At 59.2% G+C, this 16,848-nt stretch carries 16 protein-coding genes and 1 riboswitch; of the genes, 6 read left to right on the top strand and 10 right to left on the bottom strand.

The features are described from left to right. Positions 1 to 833 (bottom strand): tRNA preQ1(34) S-adenosylmethionine ribosyltransferase-isomerase QueA (queA, locus tag Q0K17_RS06565; RefSeq protein ID WP_294541153.1); only part of this gene is annotated, 833 nt, incomplete at its 3' end. A gap of 80 nt (positions 834 to 913) precedes the next feature. Continuing rightward, a riboswitch (Lysine riboswitch) is annotated at positions 914 to 1,087 on the top strand. A 168-nt stretch (positions 1,088 to 1,255) separates the two neighbouring features. Between queA and asd the strand changes: the two genes are divergently transcribed. The 5 genes from asd (at position 1,256) to Q0K17_RS06590 (ending at position 5,868) form a co-directional block, all read left to right on the top strand. Then, positions 1,256 to 2,332, top strand: coding sequence for an aspartate-semialdehyde dehydrogenase (gene asd, locus Q0K17_RS06570; RefSeq protein WP_294541155.1), 1,077 nt, complete (start codon positions 1,256 to 1,258; stop codon positions 2,330 to 2,332). A 41-nt stretch (positions 2,333 to 2,373) separates the two neighbouring features. After that, positions 2,374 to 3,267 (top strand): 4-hydroxy-tetrahydrodipicolinate synthase, encoded by an 894-nt coding sequence (dapA, locus tag Q0K17_RS06575; protein WP_294541157.1) that lies wholly within the window; start codon positions 2,374 to 2,376, stop codon positions 3,265 to 3,267. 112 nt (positions 3,268 to 3,379) lie between these two features. Further along, positions 3,380 to 4,153 (top strand): 4-hydroxy-tetrahydrodipicolinate reductase, encoded by a 774-nt coding sequence (gene dapB, locus Q0K17_RS06580; RefSeq protein ID WP_294541159.1) that lies wholly within the window; start codon positions 3,380 to 3,382, stop codon positions 4,151 to 4,153. Then, complete coding sequence (locus Q0K17_RS06585) at positions 4,144 to 5,373, top strand: CapA family protein (RefSeq protein WP_294541161.1); 1,230 nt, start codon at positions 4,144 to 4,146, stop codon at positions 5,371 to 5,373. The genes dapB and Q0K17_RS06585 overlap by 10 nt, the downstream gene beginning before the upstream one ends. Positions 5,374 to 5,412: 39 nt before the next feature. Then, positions 5,413 to 5,868, top strand: a complete 456-nt coding sequence (locus Q0K17_RS06590; protein ID WP_204647367.1) for an ACT domain-containing protein — start codon at positions 5,413 to 5,415, stop codon at positions 5,866 to 5,868. A gap of 78 nt (positions 5,869 to 5,946) precedes the next feature. On the opposite strand, the gene Q0K17_RS06595 is transcribed toward Q0K17_RS06590, so the two are convergent. The 3 genes from Q0K17_RS06595 to Q0K17_RS06605 form a co-directional block, all read right to left on the bottom strand. Then, positions 5,947 to 6,969, bottom strand: a complete 1,023-nt coding sequence (locus Q0K17_RS06595; protein WP_294541164.1) for a CPBP family intramembrane glutamic endopeptidase — start codon at positions 6,967 to 6,969, stop codon at positions 5,947 to 5,949. Positions 6,970 to 7,034: 65 nt separating this feature from the next. Then, positions 7,035 to 7,490 (bottom strand): DUF6773 family protein, encoded by a 456-nt coding sequence (locus Q0K17_RS06600; RefSeq protein ID WP_294541166.1) that lies wholly within the window; start codon positions 7,488 to 7,490, stop codon positions 7,035 to 7,037. Positions 7,491 to 7,504: 14 nt separating this feature from the next. Further along, the gene (locus Q0K17_RS06605; RefSeq protein WP_294541168.1) at positions 7,505 to 7,708 is read right to left on the bottom strand and encodes a helix-turn-helix transcriptional regulator; all 204 of its coding nucleotides are present in this window, start codon (positions 7,706 to 7,708) and stop codon (positions 7,505 to 7,507) included. 183 nt (positions 7,709 to 7,891) lie between these two features. Between Q0K17_RS06605 and Q0K17_RS06610 the strand changes: the two genes are divergently transcribed. After that, a complete protein-coding gene (locus Q0K17_RS06610; RefSeq protein WP_294541170.1) occupies positions 7,892 to 9,805 on the top strand; it encodes an NAD(+) synthase in 1,914 nt (637 codons plus the stop codon). Positions 9,806 to 9,876: 71 nt separating this feature from the next. On the opposite strand, the gene Q0K17_RS06615 is transcribed toward Q0K17_RS06610, so the two are convergent. From Q0K17_RS06615 to alaS, 6 genes are all read right to left on the bottom strand, one after another. Next, positions 9,877 to 10,476: a DUF4093 domain-containing protein gene (locus Q0K17_RS06615; protein ID WP_294541171.1), complete on the bottom strand. Its 600-nt coding sequence runs from the start codon at positions 10,474 to 10,476 to the stop codon at positions 9,877 to 9,879. Then, entirely contained in the window at positions 10,473 to 11,510 is a 1,038-nt protein-coding gene (gene holA / locus Q0K17_RS06620) for a DNA polymerase III subunit delta (RefSeq protein WP_294541173.1), read from the bottom strand. The genes Q0K17_RS06615 and holA overlap by 4 nt, the downstream gene beginning before the upstream one ends. Continuing rightward, complete coding sequence (locus tag Q0K17_RS06625) at positions 11,497 to 13,614, bottom strand: ComEC/Rec2 family competence protein (protein ID WP_294541175.1); 2,118 nt, start codon at positions 13,612 to 13,614, stop codon at positions 11,497 to 11,499. Before Q0K17_RS06625 ends, holA begins: the two co-directional genes overlap by 14 nt. A 6-nt stretch (positions 13,615 to 13,620) precedes the next feature. Beyond that, positions 13,621 to 14,160: a phosphoribosyltransferase family protein gene (locus tag Q0K17_RS06630; RefSeq protein ID WP_294541177.1), complete on the bottom strand. Its 540-nt coding sequence runs from the start codon at positions 14,158 to 14,160 to the stop codon at positions 13,621 to 13,623. A 53-nt stretch (positions 14,161 to 14,213) separates the two neighbouring features. Further along, positions 14,214 to 14,558 carry a histidine triad nucleotide-binding protein gene (locus tag Q0K17_RS06635; RefSeq protein WP_294541179.1) on the bottom strand — a complete coding sequence of 115 codons (345 nt, stop codon included), beginning with the start codon at positions 14,556 to 14,558 and terminating at the stop codon, positions 14,214 to 14,216. A 52-nt stretch (positions 14,559 to 14,610) separates the two neighbouring features. Further along, positions 14,611 to 16,848 (bottom strand): alanine--tRNA ligase (gene alaS / locus Q0K17_RS06640; RefSeq protein WP_294541181.1); only part of this gene is annotated, 2,238 nt, incomplete at its 5' end.

Below are 16,848 nucleotides of genomic sequence, written 5' to 3' on the forward strand. Positions count from 1 at the left end.
GTGCTGCCGCTGCAGGGCACGATCTTGCCGTACCGGGCCCAGACTGCTTCCAGGGTACGGCAGCTGGTGGTGCCCACCGCCACCACCCGATGGCCGTTGGCCCGGGCCTCATTGATGGCAGCCGCAGCAGCCTCATCCACGCAGTACCATTCGGTGTGCATATGGTGGTCCTCGATGGATTCCTCGTTCACCGGGCGGAAAGTCCCCAGGCCCACATGCAGGGTCACTTCCACGATCTTGACGCCCTTGTTTTCGATGGTCTTGAGCAGTTCCGGGGTGAAATGCAGTCCGGCGGTGGGGGCGGCGGCGCTGCCCAGTTCCTTGGCATACACGGTCTGATACTGGCTCTGGTCCTCCAGCTGTTTGGTAATATAAGGCGGCAGGGGCATTTTGCCGAACTCGTCCAGTTTTTCGTACAAGGTCTGGGTATCATAAGTGAAGGTGACCAGCTTGTTGCCGTCGGGCAGGGTCTCGTCCACCACAGCGGTCAGGCTTCCATCACCGAAGCGCAGCTTGGTTCCAGCCTGCATCCGGCGGCCCGGTCGGGCCAGACATTCCCAGGTGTCCCCTTTGGCCTGACGCAGCAGCAGCACTTCGCACACGGCACCAGTGGGCACCTTATCGCCGATGAGGCGGGCGGGCAGCACCTTGGAATTGTTGATGACCAGCACATCCCCTGCGTTCAGGTGGGCAGGCAGGTCATGAAAGATCTCATGCTTGATGGAATCGTCTGCACGGTTCAAAACCATCAGGCGGGCACTGTCCCGCGGGTCGGCGGGTTCCTGGGCAATCAGCTCTTTGGGAAGATCATACCAAAAGTCTTTTTTCAGCATAGTTTTGCATCCTTTTTACGTTGACAATCAGGGGCGGCAATGCTATTATGAACACATGGCGGCGGGCATACATCCACCGCCGGAAACACAGAGGCGCGGGCAACATCAGTATCCGCAGGTTTTCGGCCAGCCAGGCAGCGGCCGCGGAGAAAGGGTTTCCCGCCGAAGGCGATGCACGGCACGCATCGGCCTGGGTCCGCCGCCGAACAGGGACGGAACTGTCATGCCGAAAGGTATGTTGCGCTGTGTTGTATGCAATGTAACATTATATTGCATTTTGTGCCGGTTTTCAAGCCGGTTTTTTTATTGCCCACGGGTAATCGGGAAGCCGCAGACAAACCAAGGCGGAGAGAACCTCTGCCGGATGTACCGCATACAATGGACTGTATGCGGGGCACAGCACGAAAGGAAGGTTTTTCAAGATGAAACAGTACAAAGTTGGCGTTGTAGGTGCCACCGGCATGGTGGGCCAGCGGTTCGTGACCCTGCTGGCACAACACCCCTGGTTCCACATCACCGCGCTGGCGGCTTCCGCCCGTTCGGCCGGAAAGACCTATGAGCAGGCAGTGGGCAGCCGCTGGGCCATGCAGACTCCCATGCCGGACAGCGTCAAGGATATGGTCGTGATGGATGCTTCCGATGTGCAGGCTGTGGCGGCCAAGGTAGACTTCGTCTTCTGCGCCGTGAACATGAAGAAGGATGAGATCAAAGCGCTGGAAGAAGCCTACGCCAAGGCCGAGTGCCCGGTGGTCTCCAACAACAGCGCCCACCGCTTCACCCCCGACGTGCCCATGGTAGTGCCCGAGATCAACGCCGAGCATATCGAGATCATCCCCGCCCAGCGCAAGCGCCTGGGCACCAAGCGCGGCTTCATCGCGGTAAAGTCCAACTGCAGCCTGCAGAGCTATGTGCCCGCTCTGCATCCTCTGCGCGGGTACGGCATCACCAAGTGCCTGGTCTGCACTTATCAGGCCATTTCCGGTGCTGGCAAGACGTTTGAGACCTTCCCGGATATTCTGGATAACGTCATCCCCTACATCGGCGGCGAGGAAGAAAAGAGCGAGCAGGAGCCCCTGAAGCTGTGGGGCCACATTGAAGGCGACCGCATCGTGTCCGCCGATGGTCCCTCCTTTACCGCCCAGTGCCTGCGGGTGCCGGTTTCCGACGGCCATGTGGGTGCAGTTTTCGTGAGCTTCGAGCACAAGCCCTCCAAGGAGGAGATCCTGTCCGCCTGGGCCGGGTTCCACGGTGCTGCGCAGGACCTGAACCTGCCCAGTGCCCCCAAACAGTTCCTGCATTACTTCGAACAGAACGACCGCCCCCAGCCCAAGCTGGACCGTATGCTGGAAAACGGCATGGCTGTGAGCATCGGCCGCCTGCGGGAGGACACCCAGTACGACTACAAGTTTGTCTGCCTTTCCCACAACACCCTGCGCGGTGCGGCGGGCGGCGCTGTGCTGCTGGCCGAACTGCTGGCCGCCAAGGGCTACCTGGACTGATGCCCTGCCCTTGCCTTTTGTGATCAAGAAGGAGAACCCCTATGAAGAAGCCTGTCTTTACCGGTGCCGGTGTGGCTATCATCACCCCCATGAACCAGGACGGCACAGTCAACTTTGAAGAGCTGGGCCGCATCATCGATAACCAGATTGAGAACGGTACCGACGCTATTATCATCTGCGGTACCACCGGTGAATCCGCCACCCTGACCCATGAGGAACACGTGGCCTGCATCCGCTACGCTGTGGAGCACACCGCTCACCGTGTTCCGGTGGTGGCGGGCACCGGCTCCAACCACACCGATTACGCCATCACCCTCTCCCATGAGGCGGAAAAGGCCGGTGTGGATGCCCTGCTGCTGGTCACCCCCTACTACAACAAGGCCAGTCAGGCCGGTCTGGTGGCGCATTTCACCGCCATCGCCAACTCGGTCTCCCTGCCCTGCATCCTGTACAATGTGCCTTCCCGTACCGGGTGCAACATCCAGCCTGCTACCCTGGCGAAGCTGGCCAAGGTACCCAACATCAATGCCGTGAAGGAAGCCAGCGGCAACATCTCCCAAGTGGCGGAAGTGGCCGCTTTGTGCGGGGATGAGCTGAACATCTATTCCGGCAACGATGACCAGATTGTGCCCATTCTTTCTTTGGGCGGCAAGGGCGTGATCAGCGTGCTGTCCAACGTGGCGCCTCGTCAGGCACACGACATCTGTCAGGCCTGGTTTGACGGCAAGCCCGCCGAAAGCCTTCGCCTGCAGCTGGAGGCTCTGGACCTGTGCCATGCCCTGTTTGCCGATGTGAACCCTATCCCGGTCAAGTGGGCTATGAACCGTCTGGGATGGGCCGCCGGTCCTCTGCGCCTGCCTTTGTGCCAGCCCGATGAGGCCGTGCAGCAGCGCCTGGAAGTTGCCATGAAACAATATGGTCTTCTGAAAGACTGAATCTGAGCCACAGGGCCCGCTGTGTTCCGCCGTGCAGGCGGGCCGCCGCGGGCCCTGTGTGTCTTTTTCTGCAATTTTTTTCTGCAATTTAATAAAGGAAGTGGATTGTACAATGACTGATCTGATCATTCAGGGCATCGGCGGCCGCATGGGCCACGCCCTGCTGGAAAAAATTGCCGCCCGTGACGACTGCCGCGTGGTGGCCGGTGTGGACCAGAAGGCCGGAGATGTGAACGGGATTCCCGTATACGCTTCGGTGAACGATCTGCCCGCCGACGTCAAGGGCGTTCTCATCGACTTTACCTCCCCCGCTGGAGCGGTGTCCGCCGCCGAGTACGGTGCCGAGCATGGGATTCCCTGCGTCATCTGCTCCACCGGTTTGAGCAAGGAGCAGGAGGCCCGACTGGAAGCAGCCAGCGAAAAGGTGGCGGTCTTCCGCAGTGCCAACATGTCGGTGGGCATCAATGTGCTCATTGAACTGTGCAAGCGGGCGGTCACCCTGTTTGATGGCGAATTTGACATTGAGATCGTGGAAAAGCATCACCACAACAAACTGGATGCTCCCAGCGGCACTGCCCTGATGATTGCGGACGCCATCAACGCCCAGGCCGGCGGTAAGTACGAATATGTGTATGACCGCCACCAGGTGCGCCAGAAGCGCGGTGTTCAGGAACTGGGCATCAGCTCGGTACGCGGCGGCGGTATCGTAGGCGACCACGACGTGCTGTTCTGCGGTGCCGAGGAAGTGGTGACCCTGAGTCACGTAGCCCAGAGCCGCGGCGTCTTTGCGGACGGCGCCATCCAGGCTGCTTTGTTCCTGAACGACCGAGCCCCCGGATACTACACCATGAGCGACATGCTGCAAGGAAAACTGTCATGCGTATAAAGAAAACGTCTCTGGCTGCCGGACTGCTGGCAGCGGTGATGATTGTATCTCTGACAGGCTGCGGAGCAGACAAGACCGAGGAAGCCTCTGCTTCCCTGGCGGCTGCCGCGCAGAGCACGCCCTCTCCTACGCCGGAGCCCACACCGGAACCCACCCCTACAGTGAACACAGTGCGCTTTTCCGCCAGCGGCGACAACCTGATCCACGAGGGACTGTACAATCAGGCCCGACGCCGTGCCCAGGAGCAAGGCAGGGACGGGTATGATTTCACCTTTGCCTATGAGAATCTGCGGGACTTTTATGCCGGATACGATGTAAACTGGCTCAACCAGGAGACCTTGGTTAACGATGCCTTTGATCCTTCCGGCTATCCCCTGTTCTCCACCCCCACCGGCATCACGGATGCTTTGTATGACATCGGGTTCCGGGTGTTCAGCACCTCCAACAACCACAGTTATGACAAGGGGGCCCAGGGGATCGAATCCTCCATGGCGCACTGGGCTTCCATGCCCGACGATGTGGTGACCGCCGGGTTCTATCCTCTGACCGAAGAAGCCGAAGCCCAATCGGATGGGCTCAGCTACCAGACGGTCAACGGGATCACCATAGGGTATCTTTCCTACACCGAGTACACCAACGGCATTCCTACCCCTTCGGATGCCGAACACGGGGTTGTATACCTGGATGATACCGACACCATCTCCGCCCAGATGGCTGAAATGCGCCCCAACTGCGATGTACTGGTAGTCAGCTGTCACTGGGGTGTGGAGGGAAGTCACGATGTTACCGAAGCTCAGCGCCAGAAAGCCCAATGGCTGGCCGACCAGGGAGCGGACCTGATTATCGGCACACACCCCCATGTCACCCAGACCGCTGAATGGCTGACTGCCGCGGATGGCCGCCCGGTGTTCGTGGCCTATTCTTTGGGAAATTTCATCAGTGCCCAATCCTCCCCCGACAACATGATTGGTGCCATCCTGAGTGTCAGCTTTGAAAAGACCATCCAGCCCGACGGCAGCAGTACCACGGTGGTAAAGGAACCGCAGCTGATTCCCACCGTGACCCAGTATGAAAACGGATATGCGGACATCCGGGTGTATCTTTTCCGGGATTACACCGATGAACTGGGAGCAGCCCACGGCAACTTTGCCCTGAGCCGGGACTACATACAACAGGTACTGGAAACCAGTATTGACCCCACATTTTTGGTATTGGAGTAAACGGGCTTGGCCCGGATCGCAGAAAGGATCTGAGGAATCATGTATGGCGTAAGCAAAATCAGCAGTGAGCAAAACATCATGCTCACCACCTTTCCCGGAGCACAGTACAGCGCCCAAAGTCTGGCAGAACACCTGGATGTTTTCGCCAAAGCGGGCATCGTGGTGGATATGATCTGCCAGAGCGCTCCCCGGGGCAGCGAGGTGGATTTCAGTTTTACCACCAGCTACGACAACTTCACCGCTGTGATGGTGGCCCTTCCTGACGCCGTCAAGAGCAAGCCCCCCCTGATTTCCGGCGGTTACAGCAAGATCAATCTTTTTGGCGAAGAGATGGTCACCAGCTGCGGCGTGGCTGCCCGGGCATTGCAGGCTCTGGCCCAGGTCAGCGTGGAAGTGGTGCTCATCACCACCAGTGACCTGGACATCTCGCTGCTGGTCCGCCAGCAGGATGAGGATGTGGCCCTGGACGCTCTGCGCAAAGCCTTTGCCCTGTAAAGCCAAAAAAGTCCCGTCGGGTCTGTGTTGGATGCACAGACTCCCCGGCGGGGCTTTTCTATTTTCTATGGGTAGGAATCAGGATTTCGGTTGGACCTCCTCTTCCCGGATTTTGGGGAAGCGAGTAAATGCCTTGGAGGCAAACACCGGCATGTACAGAACTGCGTACACCACCAGCATGATGAGCACATCCGACCAGGGGATCACCTGGTTGCTGATCTCGGTAGAGTTGGTATACACCACGATCAGGTTGTTGTTGAAGTAGTGCAGCAAAACCGGCACCCAGATGTTGTTGGTCTTGAGGTACGCCCAGGCGAAGAAGACCCCCAGTGCCACACAACCGATGATCTGGCTGGTCAGGCTTTGCAGGGAGGTTTCGGGACTGTAATAGAACAGGTTCAGCGGCAGATGCCACAGCCCCCACATAACGCCCAGTACCAGTACCCCCAACCGGGGACCGAATTTCTGCTGCAGACGGGGCTGCAGGTAGTACCGCCAGCCGTATTCCTCCCCGAAAAAGGCCGTAAAGCTGAAGAAGAAGTTGGGAATCAGGATCACCAGCAGCACCCATGGTGCGGGCGTGGCCCAGTACGCCAGATACTCTCCCAGCTGTCCGGAAGGAATTACCGACAGAAACACAGAGGCCGTACGCAGCAGGATAAAAAGCAATACATACAAAAGGGCTTTTGCCCCGCCGTGCCAGCACAAGCCGCTGGCTTGACGGACCGACTTTTTCTCGGTGAGCAGAAAGATCCAGGCCGGGATACAGCCGATGACAATGATATAATTGCAGATAACGGACCAGTTCATGGCAGGTGCCGCTATGGCACCGATACAACATCCTACCATAACCAGGGTCAATGCCAGAAACATCCCATAAAAACGACGGGTCAGACCTGACATCCCCCGACGGGTCCACAGCAGCGCCACCATGGCGCCCGCCGCCGGGTAAAACATTTGGGCATTGGGGAAGGCATCCGTGCCCCAGCCGTTTCGCTGGCAGATTCCCAGGGGAATGCCCATCAGATAGGGCATTCCAAAAGCAATCAGGAAAAAGATCAGCATTTCCTTGCGGGTATACTCTTTAGTTGTTTGCTGCATGTAAAGCACTCCTTTTCTCGTTTTTCAGGGATAGGGGTTCAGCCTTTGTGGGCAGTGGTACAGTCTTATTCGGGATCTTCCTTTTCTTGGTCCAGGGTGTCCCGGCGCCTGTAATACAACCAGGCCCCCACCTGCAGGACGACAAAGGTCAGGACGAATGTAAACACACCACCGATAGCGGCTCCCGGCCAGTAGCGCCACTGCCACCAATCCTGACGGCTGTTGCGCACCAAAGTAAACGCAATAACAGCGGCCCCGGCCAGCACCGACCACAGGGCATTGGTCTTGGCGTTGGGTTTGACATCAAAGGAAGTCCAGATGCCGTTGCGCAGGTATTCCTCCAGACCATAGACGCACATGAGCATAAAGATGACCCACTCGGCCATGTACTGTTCCAGGGGCACATCCGCCACCGCCTGCACGATGATGGCAATGAGCAGGGCCGCCCAGGCTCCCCAGAATCCCCGGCTGTTGATGGCCAGCAATTTCTGGGTCTGCATTTCATCCAGTTTGTTCTGCATATGAAACGGATTCCTCATTCTTCTTCCTCCCAGAACAATTCGTCCAGTGTTTTGTCCAGTACCCGGCAGATGGCCCGACACAGCCGGATGGTAGGGTTATACTCCCCTTTTTCAATGGCGTTGATGGTCTGGCGGGTGGCTCCCACCGCCTGGGCCAGCTGTGCCTGGGTCATGTCTTTTTGTGCCCGGGCGGCCTTCAGCTTCAGATTCTTGGCCATAGGCAGCTGCCTCCTTCCCGTCCTTGGCCGTTCTTGCTTTCTTACAAAGGCAGTATAGCATTCACTTGTCATTTTGTCAACTATATTTTACTTTTTGTCGGGTGTATTTTAGTTTTGCATTGCGTGAGAAGTGCCCTTGTGGTATCATACAGACAAAGACTGTTCAAAGGGATGAGAATACGCATGCAATATGGATTTCTCCGCTGTGCGGCGGTCAGCCCGACTTTGCGGGTGGCCGACTGTGCATATAATGCCCAGGCTGTAATCGAAGCCATGCAGCAAGCCGAAGGCAACGGCGTACGGCTGCTTTGCCTGCCGGAGCTGTGCCTCACCGGCTACACCTGCAGCGACCTGTTTTTGCAGCAGACTCTGTATGAAGGGGCGGAAAAGGCCCTGGTGCAGATTCTGGAAGCCAGCCGCGGCCTGAACATGGTGGTTCTGGTGGGGCTGCCGGTCCAGGTGGGCGGCAAGCTGTACAACTGCGCGGCGGTTCTCTGCGACGGACAACTGCTTGGGGTGGTGCCCAAAACACATCTGCCCAACTATGCGGAATTCTACGAAAAACGCCACTTTGTACCCGGTCCCCGGACTGCGCGCACCATTGTACTGGCCGGACAGGAAGTACCTTTTGGTACCGACCTGCTGTTTGCCTGCCGTCAGATGCCGGACTTTGTGCTGGGTGTGGAGGTATGCGAGGACCTGTGGGCGCCTGTGCCCCCCAGCTGCCGCCATGCGTTGGCAGGTGCCACGGTGATCGCAAACCTTTCGGCCAGCGATGAGACAGTGGGCAAGGCCGCTTACCGCCGGGATTTGGTCTGCGGGCAGAGCGCTCGCCTGCTTTGCAGTTATTTGTATGCTGATGCCGGACACGGGGAAAGTACCACCGACATGACCTTTGCCGCCCACAACCTGATCGCGGAGAACGGGGCTCTGCTGGCCCAGGCCGAGCCGTTCGGTGAGGGCAAAGCCATGTCTGAGATTGACGTGGGCCGTATGCGTCAAGAGCGTCTTCGCAACACCACCTTTGAGCCCGAAGACACCGGTTACACCACCGTCTGCTTTGATCTGACCTTGACAGATACGCCGCTGAGCCGCGCCTTCTCCCCCACCCCCTTTGTGCCGGACAGCACTGATGCCCGCAGCGAACGGTGTGAGCTGATCCTGCGCATCCAGGCAGAAGGGCTGGCCAAACGCATGGAACACACCCATGCCGCCTGCGGTGTCATCGGCATTTCCGGCGGGCTGGATTCCTGTCTGGCACTGCTGGCCGCCGTCCGGGCCTGCAAGGTGCTGGGCCGCAGCCCCAAGGACATCGTGGCCATCACCATGCCTTGCTTTGGCACCACCCAGCGCACCCGTTCCAATGCAGAAATCCTGTGTGATGCCCTGGGAGTGCAGTTCCGGGAGATCAACATCACCAACACGGTACAAAGTCATTTTGCGGACATAGGCCAGGACGACAAGACCTACGATGTCACCTTTGAGAACTGTCAGGCCCGGGTGCGTACACTGGAACTGATGGATTACGCCAACAAAAACGGCGGCTTCGTCATCGGCACCGGCGATCTGAGCGAGCTGGCCCTGGGCTGGGCCACCTACAACGGCGACCACATGAGCATGTACGGTGTGAATGCCGGAATTCCCAAGACGCTGGTCCGGCATATCGTGCGATATGTGGCGGATTCCTGCACCAGCGAGGAACTGCGGGATGTGCTGCTGGATATTCTGGATACCCCGGTGAGCCCGGAATTGCTGCCTGCCGCCGAGGACGGAACCATCGCCCAGCAGACAGAAAAGCTGGTGGGCCCTTATGAGCTGCACGATTTCTACCTGTACTATGTGCTGCGCTGTGGCTTCGGTCCGGCCAAGATCTATCATATCGCCCAGGCCGCCTTTGCGGGTAAATACACTTCCGACGTACTGCTGTACTGGCTGCGCAACTTCTATCGCCGGTTCTTTGCCCAACAGTTCAAGCGCAGTTGTCTGCCCGACGGGCCGAAGGTAGGCTCGGTCACCCTGTCTCCCCGTGGTGACTGGCGTATGCCCAGCGATGCCTGCAACACCTTATGGATGCGGGAACTGGAAACACTGCAATAATTTTTTCTGTACAAACAACGCACCCCCGGATGTGGTCCGTTCTGGACCGGGCCATCCGGGGGTGTGTTTATTTAAGGCATGCGGCGCAGTTCTGTGTCGAGACTTTCATAGGTATACAGTGTATTGAGCACCGAAAGCAATTCCTTCTTGCTCAGGCGAGGCGGCAGCCCCAGGCGGGAGAGCAAGATCCGGCGGCGTTCGGCACTGTTGGCAGTGCCGGAGATTCCCCACTCATACAGGTCCGTGTAGGTGATGGGTCGGGAATTTTCCGGCATCGCATCCTGAGTATCGGGCGCCGAGGCCAGGGCGGTCTGCAGCGCCTGCAGAATCAGTTCATCCCGGATGCCTTCCACCCCCAAAAGTCCTTCCTTGCCGGACTCAGCTTTGCGGCTCTCCTTGCCGGGGATGGCCGGCACATAGGCCTGCCGCACATAGGCAGCCCCGGCCAGGTTGGTGACAAAATGGCGGATCTTGAAGCCGGCGGCATCGGAATCGGTGAGCACGATCAGGCCGCGGGCCCGGGCGGTCTGCTTGAAGAGCTTCTGTCGGGCCTTGTCCTTGAAGATGGCAAAGCCGTCAGTGGTCAGAATCAAGGTGTCCACCAGATTGGTCAGGCGGGCGGCATCGTAGCGTCCCTCCACAATCACAGCGGGTCGGATGGTCAGCTTCATGCGCGCCTCCCGGAACCGTACAGGCCCAATTCACACAAGGCCTTCTGCAAAAGGAGATCCGGCGGCAAGCGGCTGCCCTTCAGGTCGGTGTCCAACTTTTGCAGCACCCGCAGGCTCTGCTCCAGCCGGGTGCGGTCATACCGCATGGCTGCCTGCTCGGCGTTGCCCAGACGATAATTCCATTTGCCGGTGTAGCCGAAATCCTTGGCCATGTCCCCCAGCTGGCGGCGGCTCTTTTTGGTCAGAAACGCCCGGTACACATCCAGATAGTTGCCGATAAGGGCACCGGTGATCAGCACCGGGTCGTTCTGCAGTTCCAACAGGGTTTGCAGCTTTTCCAGTGCCTGACGGGTGCGCCCAGCGGATACCAGTTTGACCATATCAAAGGTATCGGCGTCCAGGGTAACGGTGCCCAGCCGCTGGATCATCTCGGTGGTGATGGTGCCGTAGTTAGCCAGAGCCGCCAATTTGTCGATCTCGCTGTGTAAAAGGAACTGATCTTCCCCGCAGCGATCCAACAACATGCTTTCGGCGCCAGGAGCGAACTGTGCCCCCAGTTCCTTGGCCCAGGCACGGGCCATCTCCTGCAGCGCCGCACGGTTGGGCTTGGCAATCTGCACGCAGTATCCGATCTTCTCACAGGCAGAGATCAGCTTCTGTTCCCGCTTACCCGGGCGCAGCTTACCGTACTTTTCCTCCATCACGCTGGTCAGGATAAAGACGGCGTTCTCCGTATCCGCCAGGGTATCGCAGAATTCCTGCAGGTCTTTGTCCGAATAGGCCGAAGGCCGTACCAACGGCATCAGCACCAGACGCTTGCCGCCGAAGAAGGAGATAGTCCCTGCCGCCAGCACGATTTCCTCCACACTGGGGGTGGGACCGTCCAGCACGGTGGTTTCGGGGTCGTCTTCCGCCAAGGCCTTTTCCACCTTGGCAGCAGCGCTGCGGACCAGTGCCTCATCCCCGGCATAGAAATAAAAGACCGAGCATCCGGCTTTCAGCTGTTTTTTGAGTTCGTTTTCACTGTACAGCAATTGCCTTGCCCTCCTCAAACAGAATACTCTTTCCAGGGCGGATTGCCGCCGTGGGTTCTTCACCCGCATACACGCGCGGGCCGGTCCATTCCGCCAACCATCGCGGCGAAATTGTATTGGTCATGATCATATCCGCCGAAATGCAATCAGGCAGACTGCCTGCTGCACAAAACAGATCCACCCGGATCTGAGTGCCGGGATCCGGCTGTCCGGAGGCGGCCGCCACCCGGTAGTTTCCGACCTGCACGATACACAGTGTTCCGGCGTAGGAGCAGAAGCAGTCCACATGTACCTCATCGGAAAAGGCTATTGATACCGACGGGCTTTTCAGCCGGGACAGTTCCACCACCTGGCCGGCATCGGAAAAGTCCAGCGGCTGAGGCTCCTGACGCAGGTCGAACACCGCACACCATTCCGGGTCACCATTTTCTGCCAGACAGTCCCGTACGGCGTTGAGATTGGCTGCCCCACCGCGAAACAGAACCACCGCCTGTCCATCCCGGATCAGCACCGTGCAGGCATTACCGGCAGTACCCACCATCAGAACGCGGAGCACCCCCGCCTGCATCACCGTCCCCATAACAACCGCCAGAACCAGGCAGGCTGCGGCTGACGGCAGATACCAGACAAACTTCCGCTTTGCCCAGAACACCACCCCCATCACAGCCAGCACGCACCAGACAAACAGGGTATACCGGCGGGGCAGATACAGCTTTGCCAAAGGCAGCTGTGCGCACCAGTGCACGAGGCCATACATCCAGGACAGCCAGACCGAAAGGGCCAGACTGAGCAGATGATGCAGCGGTCCCAGCCCAGGCAGTACCGCCGCCAGCAGAACCAAAAGGCCCAGCGTCAAGGCAGGGCGCAGCATCCAGACGGTAAGCAGATTGGCGGGGATCGCCGCCCCACCTGCCGAAAGGCCATGTGCCAACAACACAGGCAAAGTAGCCAGAGAGGCCAGCGCTGCCGTCTCCACCGTTTCCACAACGCGAAACAGACTTTCGATACTGCGTTGGCGCCACGCCGCAACAGCCTTCTTTTCCTGTTTTGGCAGGAATTTCTGCCGCTGCCAACGGGCCAGCACAGCACCAAGCTGTACTCCCAGCACACCGCAGAAGGACAGCTGAAATCCCATATCGCAGGGGGCGTAGGCATTGGGCAGACCGATGAGCACCGCCGCCAGTCCCAGAGAGGTGAGCAGATCGGGCGGCTGCAGCAGCGCATATCCCAGCAGGGTAATCAGATAAATGATGCCCGCCCGCAGTACAGAAACCGGAAGGCCTGTCAATGCAATATAGAAGATGGTCAGGGTCCCCTGGACCATGAGATAGGGCCGGAAGAAACGCCAGCGGGTACCACCGACCGAAAAGAGCCCACACAGCAAGGCAAGGTGCAAGCCGGAAATGGCCAGCAAATGGGAGACCCCGGCGGTGCGGAAATCTTCCTCCACCGTCTGGGAAAGGCGGCTTTTGTCCCCCAGAAGCATGGCGGCTTCCATGCCGCCCAACTCATTGGGGAGCCAAATACACAACTTGTGGGACAACGCCTGCCGCAGCCGGTACAGCCGGAAAATCCAGGCGCCGGAGGGTTCCAGGGATACATATTCTCCCGCATATTCCGCTTCCAGATACACCCCGTCCGCATACCAGCTTTGCCGGTACTTGTCGGACAGGATTTCCTGCAGTGTGAAGGTTGCCTCAAACCGGTCTCCCGGTTCGGACGCCGGGAAGGCGCTGCAGCTGACCTTGATGTTGCAGGGCGTTCCGTCCAGTTCCGTCAGGCGAAGCGTTCCTCGCAGACTGCCGTCCTGATAAGAAGCTTCGGCATCCGTCTGCACCACCACCTGGGCCCTGACAGTCTGTCCGGCCAGGTTTATCTGAGGAGCAACAATCAAAAGTTGGAACAGCAGTGCCCATCCACTTCCTGCCAACACCCCCAGAAAAATGGGCGTCGCGATAATTGGAGCCCCCTTACGCAGGCGGAGCAAAATCCACGCAAGAACCACAAAAGCCGCCGTCAGCAGCACAGCCAACGGCGGCAGACACACTGCGGCCAGCTCTGCCAGTGCAAAGGCAAAACCAAAGCCAGCCAGCGTGCGTGTCATGATGGATCAGTGAAAGAACAGCGGCAGCGGCGCCAGGAAGGTGATATCAGTCCGCTTGGCGGCATCGCCTTCCGCCAGAGCTGCACAGCATCCCACAATGGTACCGGTGCTCTTGGCAGCCAGGGTTTCCAGCGCATGCAGGCTGCCGCCGGTGGAGATCACGTCATCCACAATCAGGATGCGCTTGCCGTTCATATAGTCAATGTCCTTGCGGTCAATGACCAGCACCTGCTTGCCGGCGGTGGTGATGGATTCATCCTCGATCACCACAGGGTCCTGCATATACAGTTTGGGACCCTTGCGCGCAGGAATCCACTGCTTGCCGCTCTGACGGGCCATCTCGTAAGCCAGGGGAATGCCCTTGGCCTCCGCAGTGAGGATCACATCAAATTCGGGGCACTTTTTCAGCAGTTCGGCAGCGCAGGCCACGGTCAGCTCCACATCGCTGAACATGATGAAGGCAGCAATGTCCATGTGATCGTTGACCTTGCAGATGGGCAGCTCACGGGTCAGGCCCGCCACATGCAGCGTATAGGTTTCAGCCATTTTTTCTTCCTCGTTTCCAGTGAATCAAACAAACATCCGTGGGATTTCCACGATCAGCCCGGAGGCCAGGCAAGGCTGCGGCCCGCCAGCACATGGAAGTGCAGGTGCTTGACGCTCTGACCGCCGTCTTCGCCCACGTTGGACACGATGCGGTAGCCCTTTTCCTCCACGCCGAGGTCACGGCACAGCTTGGCCGCCACCGCGAACACATGCCCCAGCAGCGCGGCGTCGGCCTCGGTCAGAGCCGCGGCGGACGCGATATGCTGTTTGGGGATGATGAGGAAATGCACCGGCGCCTGGGGGTCAATGTCGTAGAAAGCCAGCAGAGTATCATCCTCATACAGCTTGTTGGACGGAATCTCCCCCGCTGCGATCTTGCAGAACAGGCAATCGGCCATGGTATCTCCTCCTTTTCGCAAAAATCAAAGGTACGCTGTCAGTATAGCATATTTACGCGTTCTTTTCCAGTTCCTTTTTCACAATGTCCTGCACAGCGTTCAGGGCATCGTCGATCTTGGAAGTATCGCGGATACCGGCCATGGCAAAGTCGGGCTTGCCGCCGCCGTTGCCGCCGGCGATGGCCGCGATCTGCTTGACCAGCACACCGGCCTTCAGGCCCTTGGCCTGGGCCTGCTTGCCCACGCCCACCGCCAGGGTGGTCTTTTCGCCCTGGGTGCCGATGAGGGCGCCCACAGCGTCGGGAGCCTTGTCGCGCAGCTTGTCCATCATGTTGCGCAGGGTGTCCGGGCTGGTGCCGTTGAGGAACATGGTGACGATGCGCACGCCCTCCACAATAGCAGCGGACTCGAACATGCCTTCAATCTGGGTGGAAGCCAGCTGCGCCTTGGCAATATCCAGCTGCTTGCCGGTTTCCTTGAGCTCGGCGCTCATGGCCTCGGCACGGGCGGGCACGTCCTTGATGTTGTTGGCCTTCAGAGCGACAGCGGTGCGGGTCAGCTCCTCGGTGCGCTCGTCCAGCAGAGCCAGCACGCCGTAAGCGGTGGTGGCTTCAATGCGGCGGATGCCGGCAGCCACGCTGCTCTCGGACAGGATCTTGAAGCAGCCGATCTCGGCGGTGTTGTGCACATGGGTACCGCCGCAGAACTCCACGCTCCAGTTACCGGCGTCCACCACGCGGACGATCTCGCCGTACTTTTCGCCGAACAGAGCCATGGCGCCCATCTTCTTGGCTTCCTCAATGGGCAGGTTGTTCACGGTGACGGGGATGGCGGCGTAGATCTTTTCATTGACACGGCGCTCCACTTCGGCCAGTTCTTCCGGGGTGACCGCGCTGAAATGGGTGAAGTCGAAGCGGGTGATGTGGTCGTCCTGGTAGCTGCCGGCCTGGTGCACATGGTCGCCCAGCACTTCCCGCAGAGCTTTCTGCATCAGGTGGGTGGCGGTGTGGTTGCGGCAGATGGCGGCGCGGCGGCCGGTATCCACGCTGGCGTTCACCTCATCGCCCACATGAATGGTGCCGTCCAGCAGGGTGCAGGTGTGCACGAAGTAGCCCTTCGGAGTCTTCTTCACGCCCACCACCTTCAGGTTGGCATCCTTGCAGGACAGATAACCGGTATCGGCCACCTGGCCGCCCATCTCGGCGTAGAAGGGAGTGTGGTCCAGTACGACCAGAACGCCCTCGCGGGGATCAGAATCATCAGAAGCCACGGCATCGCAGATCTCTTCGCCGTCGGACAGAGCCACCACGGTGGCGGATTCATTCAGGGTATCGTAGCCGTCAAAGACGGTGGCCTCGGCGCTCAGCTCACCGAACAGGTCGGCGGCCCAGCCGGAGATATCCTTGGACAGGCGCTCGGCGCGGGCACGTTCCCGCTGCTTGGTCATCTCCACATGGAAGGCATCCTCATCCACCTGGATGCCCGCTTCGGCGGCAATCTCCTTGGTCAGGTCCAGGGGGAAGCCGAAGGTATCATTGAGCTTGAAGGCGTCCGCGCCGGAGAGCACGGTTTCATTCTTGCTCTTCAAGTCGTCCAGCATGCCGTTGAGGATGTTCAGGCCGGCGTCGATGGTGCGGGAGAAGCGCTCTTCCTCGGTGCCGATGACCTTCTTGATATACTCCTCATGCTCACGCAGTTCGGGGTAACCGGCTTCGCTGGAGACGATGACCGTCTCCACCAGATCGGTCAGGAAGGGGCCCTGGATGCCCAGCATACGGCCATGACGGGCCGCGCGGCGCAGCAGGCGGCGGAAGACGTAGCCGCGGCCTTCGTTGGAAGGCAGGATGCCGTCGGACGCCATGAAGGTGGTGGAACGGATATGGTCGGTGATGACGCGGATGGAGATATCGTCCTTCTCGTTCTCGCCGTATTTCTTGCCGGACAGGCGCTCCACATGGTGCAGCACAGAGGCGACGGTGTCCACCTCGAACAGGTTGCCCACATCCTGCATCACGCAGGCCAGACGCTCCAGGCCCATGCCGGTATCAATGTTGGGCTTGGGCAGGCGCTCATAATGGCCCTTGCCGTCGGAGTCGAACTGGCTGAACACCAGGTTCCAGATCTCCATGTAGCGGTCGCAGTCGCAGCCGACTTTGCAGGTGGGCTTGCCGCAGCCGTGCTCGGGGCCGCGGTCATAATAAATCTCGGAGCAGGGGCCGCAGGGACCGGAGCCATGCTCCCAGAAGTTGTCTTCCTTGCCGAAACGGACCATGTGGTCTTCGGGCACGCC

It is taken from the genome of uncultured Gemmiger sp. (assembly GCA_944388105.1).
GTDB lineage: Bacteria > Bacillota > Clostridia > Oscillospirales > Ruminococcaceae > Gemmiger.

Bases quoted from the DNA above. Each gene is read 5' to 3' on its own strand.
- asd (WP_294541155.1), top strand. From the start codon at position 1,256: ATGAAACAGTACAAAGTTGGCGTTGTAGGTGCCACCGGCATGGTGGGC.
- dapA (WP_294541157.1), top strand. From the start codon at position 2,374: ATGAAGAAGCCTGTCTTTACCGGTGCCGGTGTGGCTATCATCACCCCC.
- dapB (WP_294541159.1), top strand. From the start codon at position 3,380: ATGACTGATCTGATCATTCAGGGCATCGGCGGCCGCATGGGCCACGCC.
- Q0K17_RS06585 (WP_294541161.1), top strand. From the start codon at position 4,144: ATGCGTATAAAGAAAACGTCTCTGGCTGCCGGACTGCTGGCAGCGGTG.
- Q0K17_RS06590 (WP_204647367.1), top strand. From the start codon at position 5,413: ATGTATGGCGTAAGCAAAATCAGCAGTGAGCAAAACATCATGCTCACC.
- Q0K17_RS06595 (WP_294541164.1), bottom strand. From the start codon at position 6,969: ATGCAGCAAACAACTAAAGAGTATACCCGCAAGGAAATGCTGATCTTT.
- Q0K17_RS06600 (WP_294541166.1), bottom strand. From the start codon at position 7,490: ATGCAGAACAAACTGGATGAAATGCAGACCCAGAAATTGCTGGCCATC.
- Q0K17_RS06605 (WP_294541168.1), bottom strand. From the start codon at position 7,708: ATGGCCAAGAATCTGAAGCTGAAGGCCGCCCGGGCACAAAAAGACATG.
- Q0K17_RS06610 (WP_294541170.1), top strand. From the start codon at position 7,892: ATGCAATATGGATTTCTCCGCTGTGCGGCGGTCAGCCCGACTTTGCGG.
- Q0K17_RS06615 (WP_294541171.1), bottom strand. From the start codon at position 10,476: ATGAAGCTGACCATCCGACCCGCTGTGATTGTGGAGGGACGCTACGAT.
- Q0K17_RS06625 (WP_294541175.1), bottom strand. From the start codon at position 13,614: ATGACACGCACGCTGGCTGGCTTTGGTTTTGCCTTTGCACTGGCAGAG.
- Q0K17_RS06630 (WP_294541177.1), bottom strand. From the start codon at position 14,160: ATGGCTGAAACCTATACGCTGCATGTGGCGGGCCTGACCCGTGAGCTG.
- Q0K17_RS06635 (WP_294541179.1), bottom strand. From the start codon at position 14,558: ATGGCCGATTGCCTGTTCTGCAAGATCGCAGCGGGGGAGATTCCGTCC.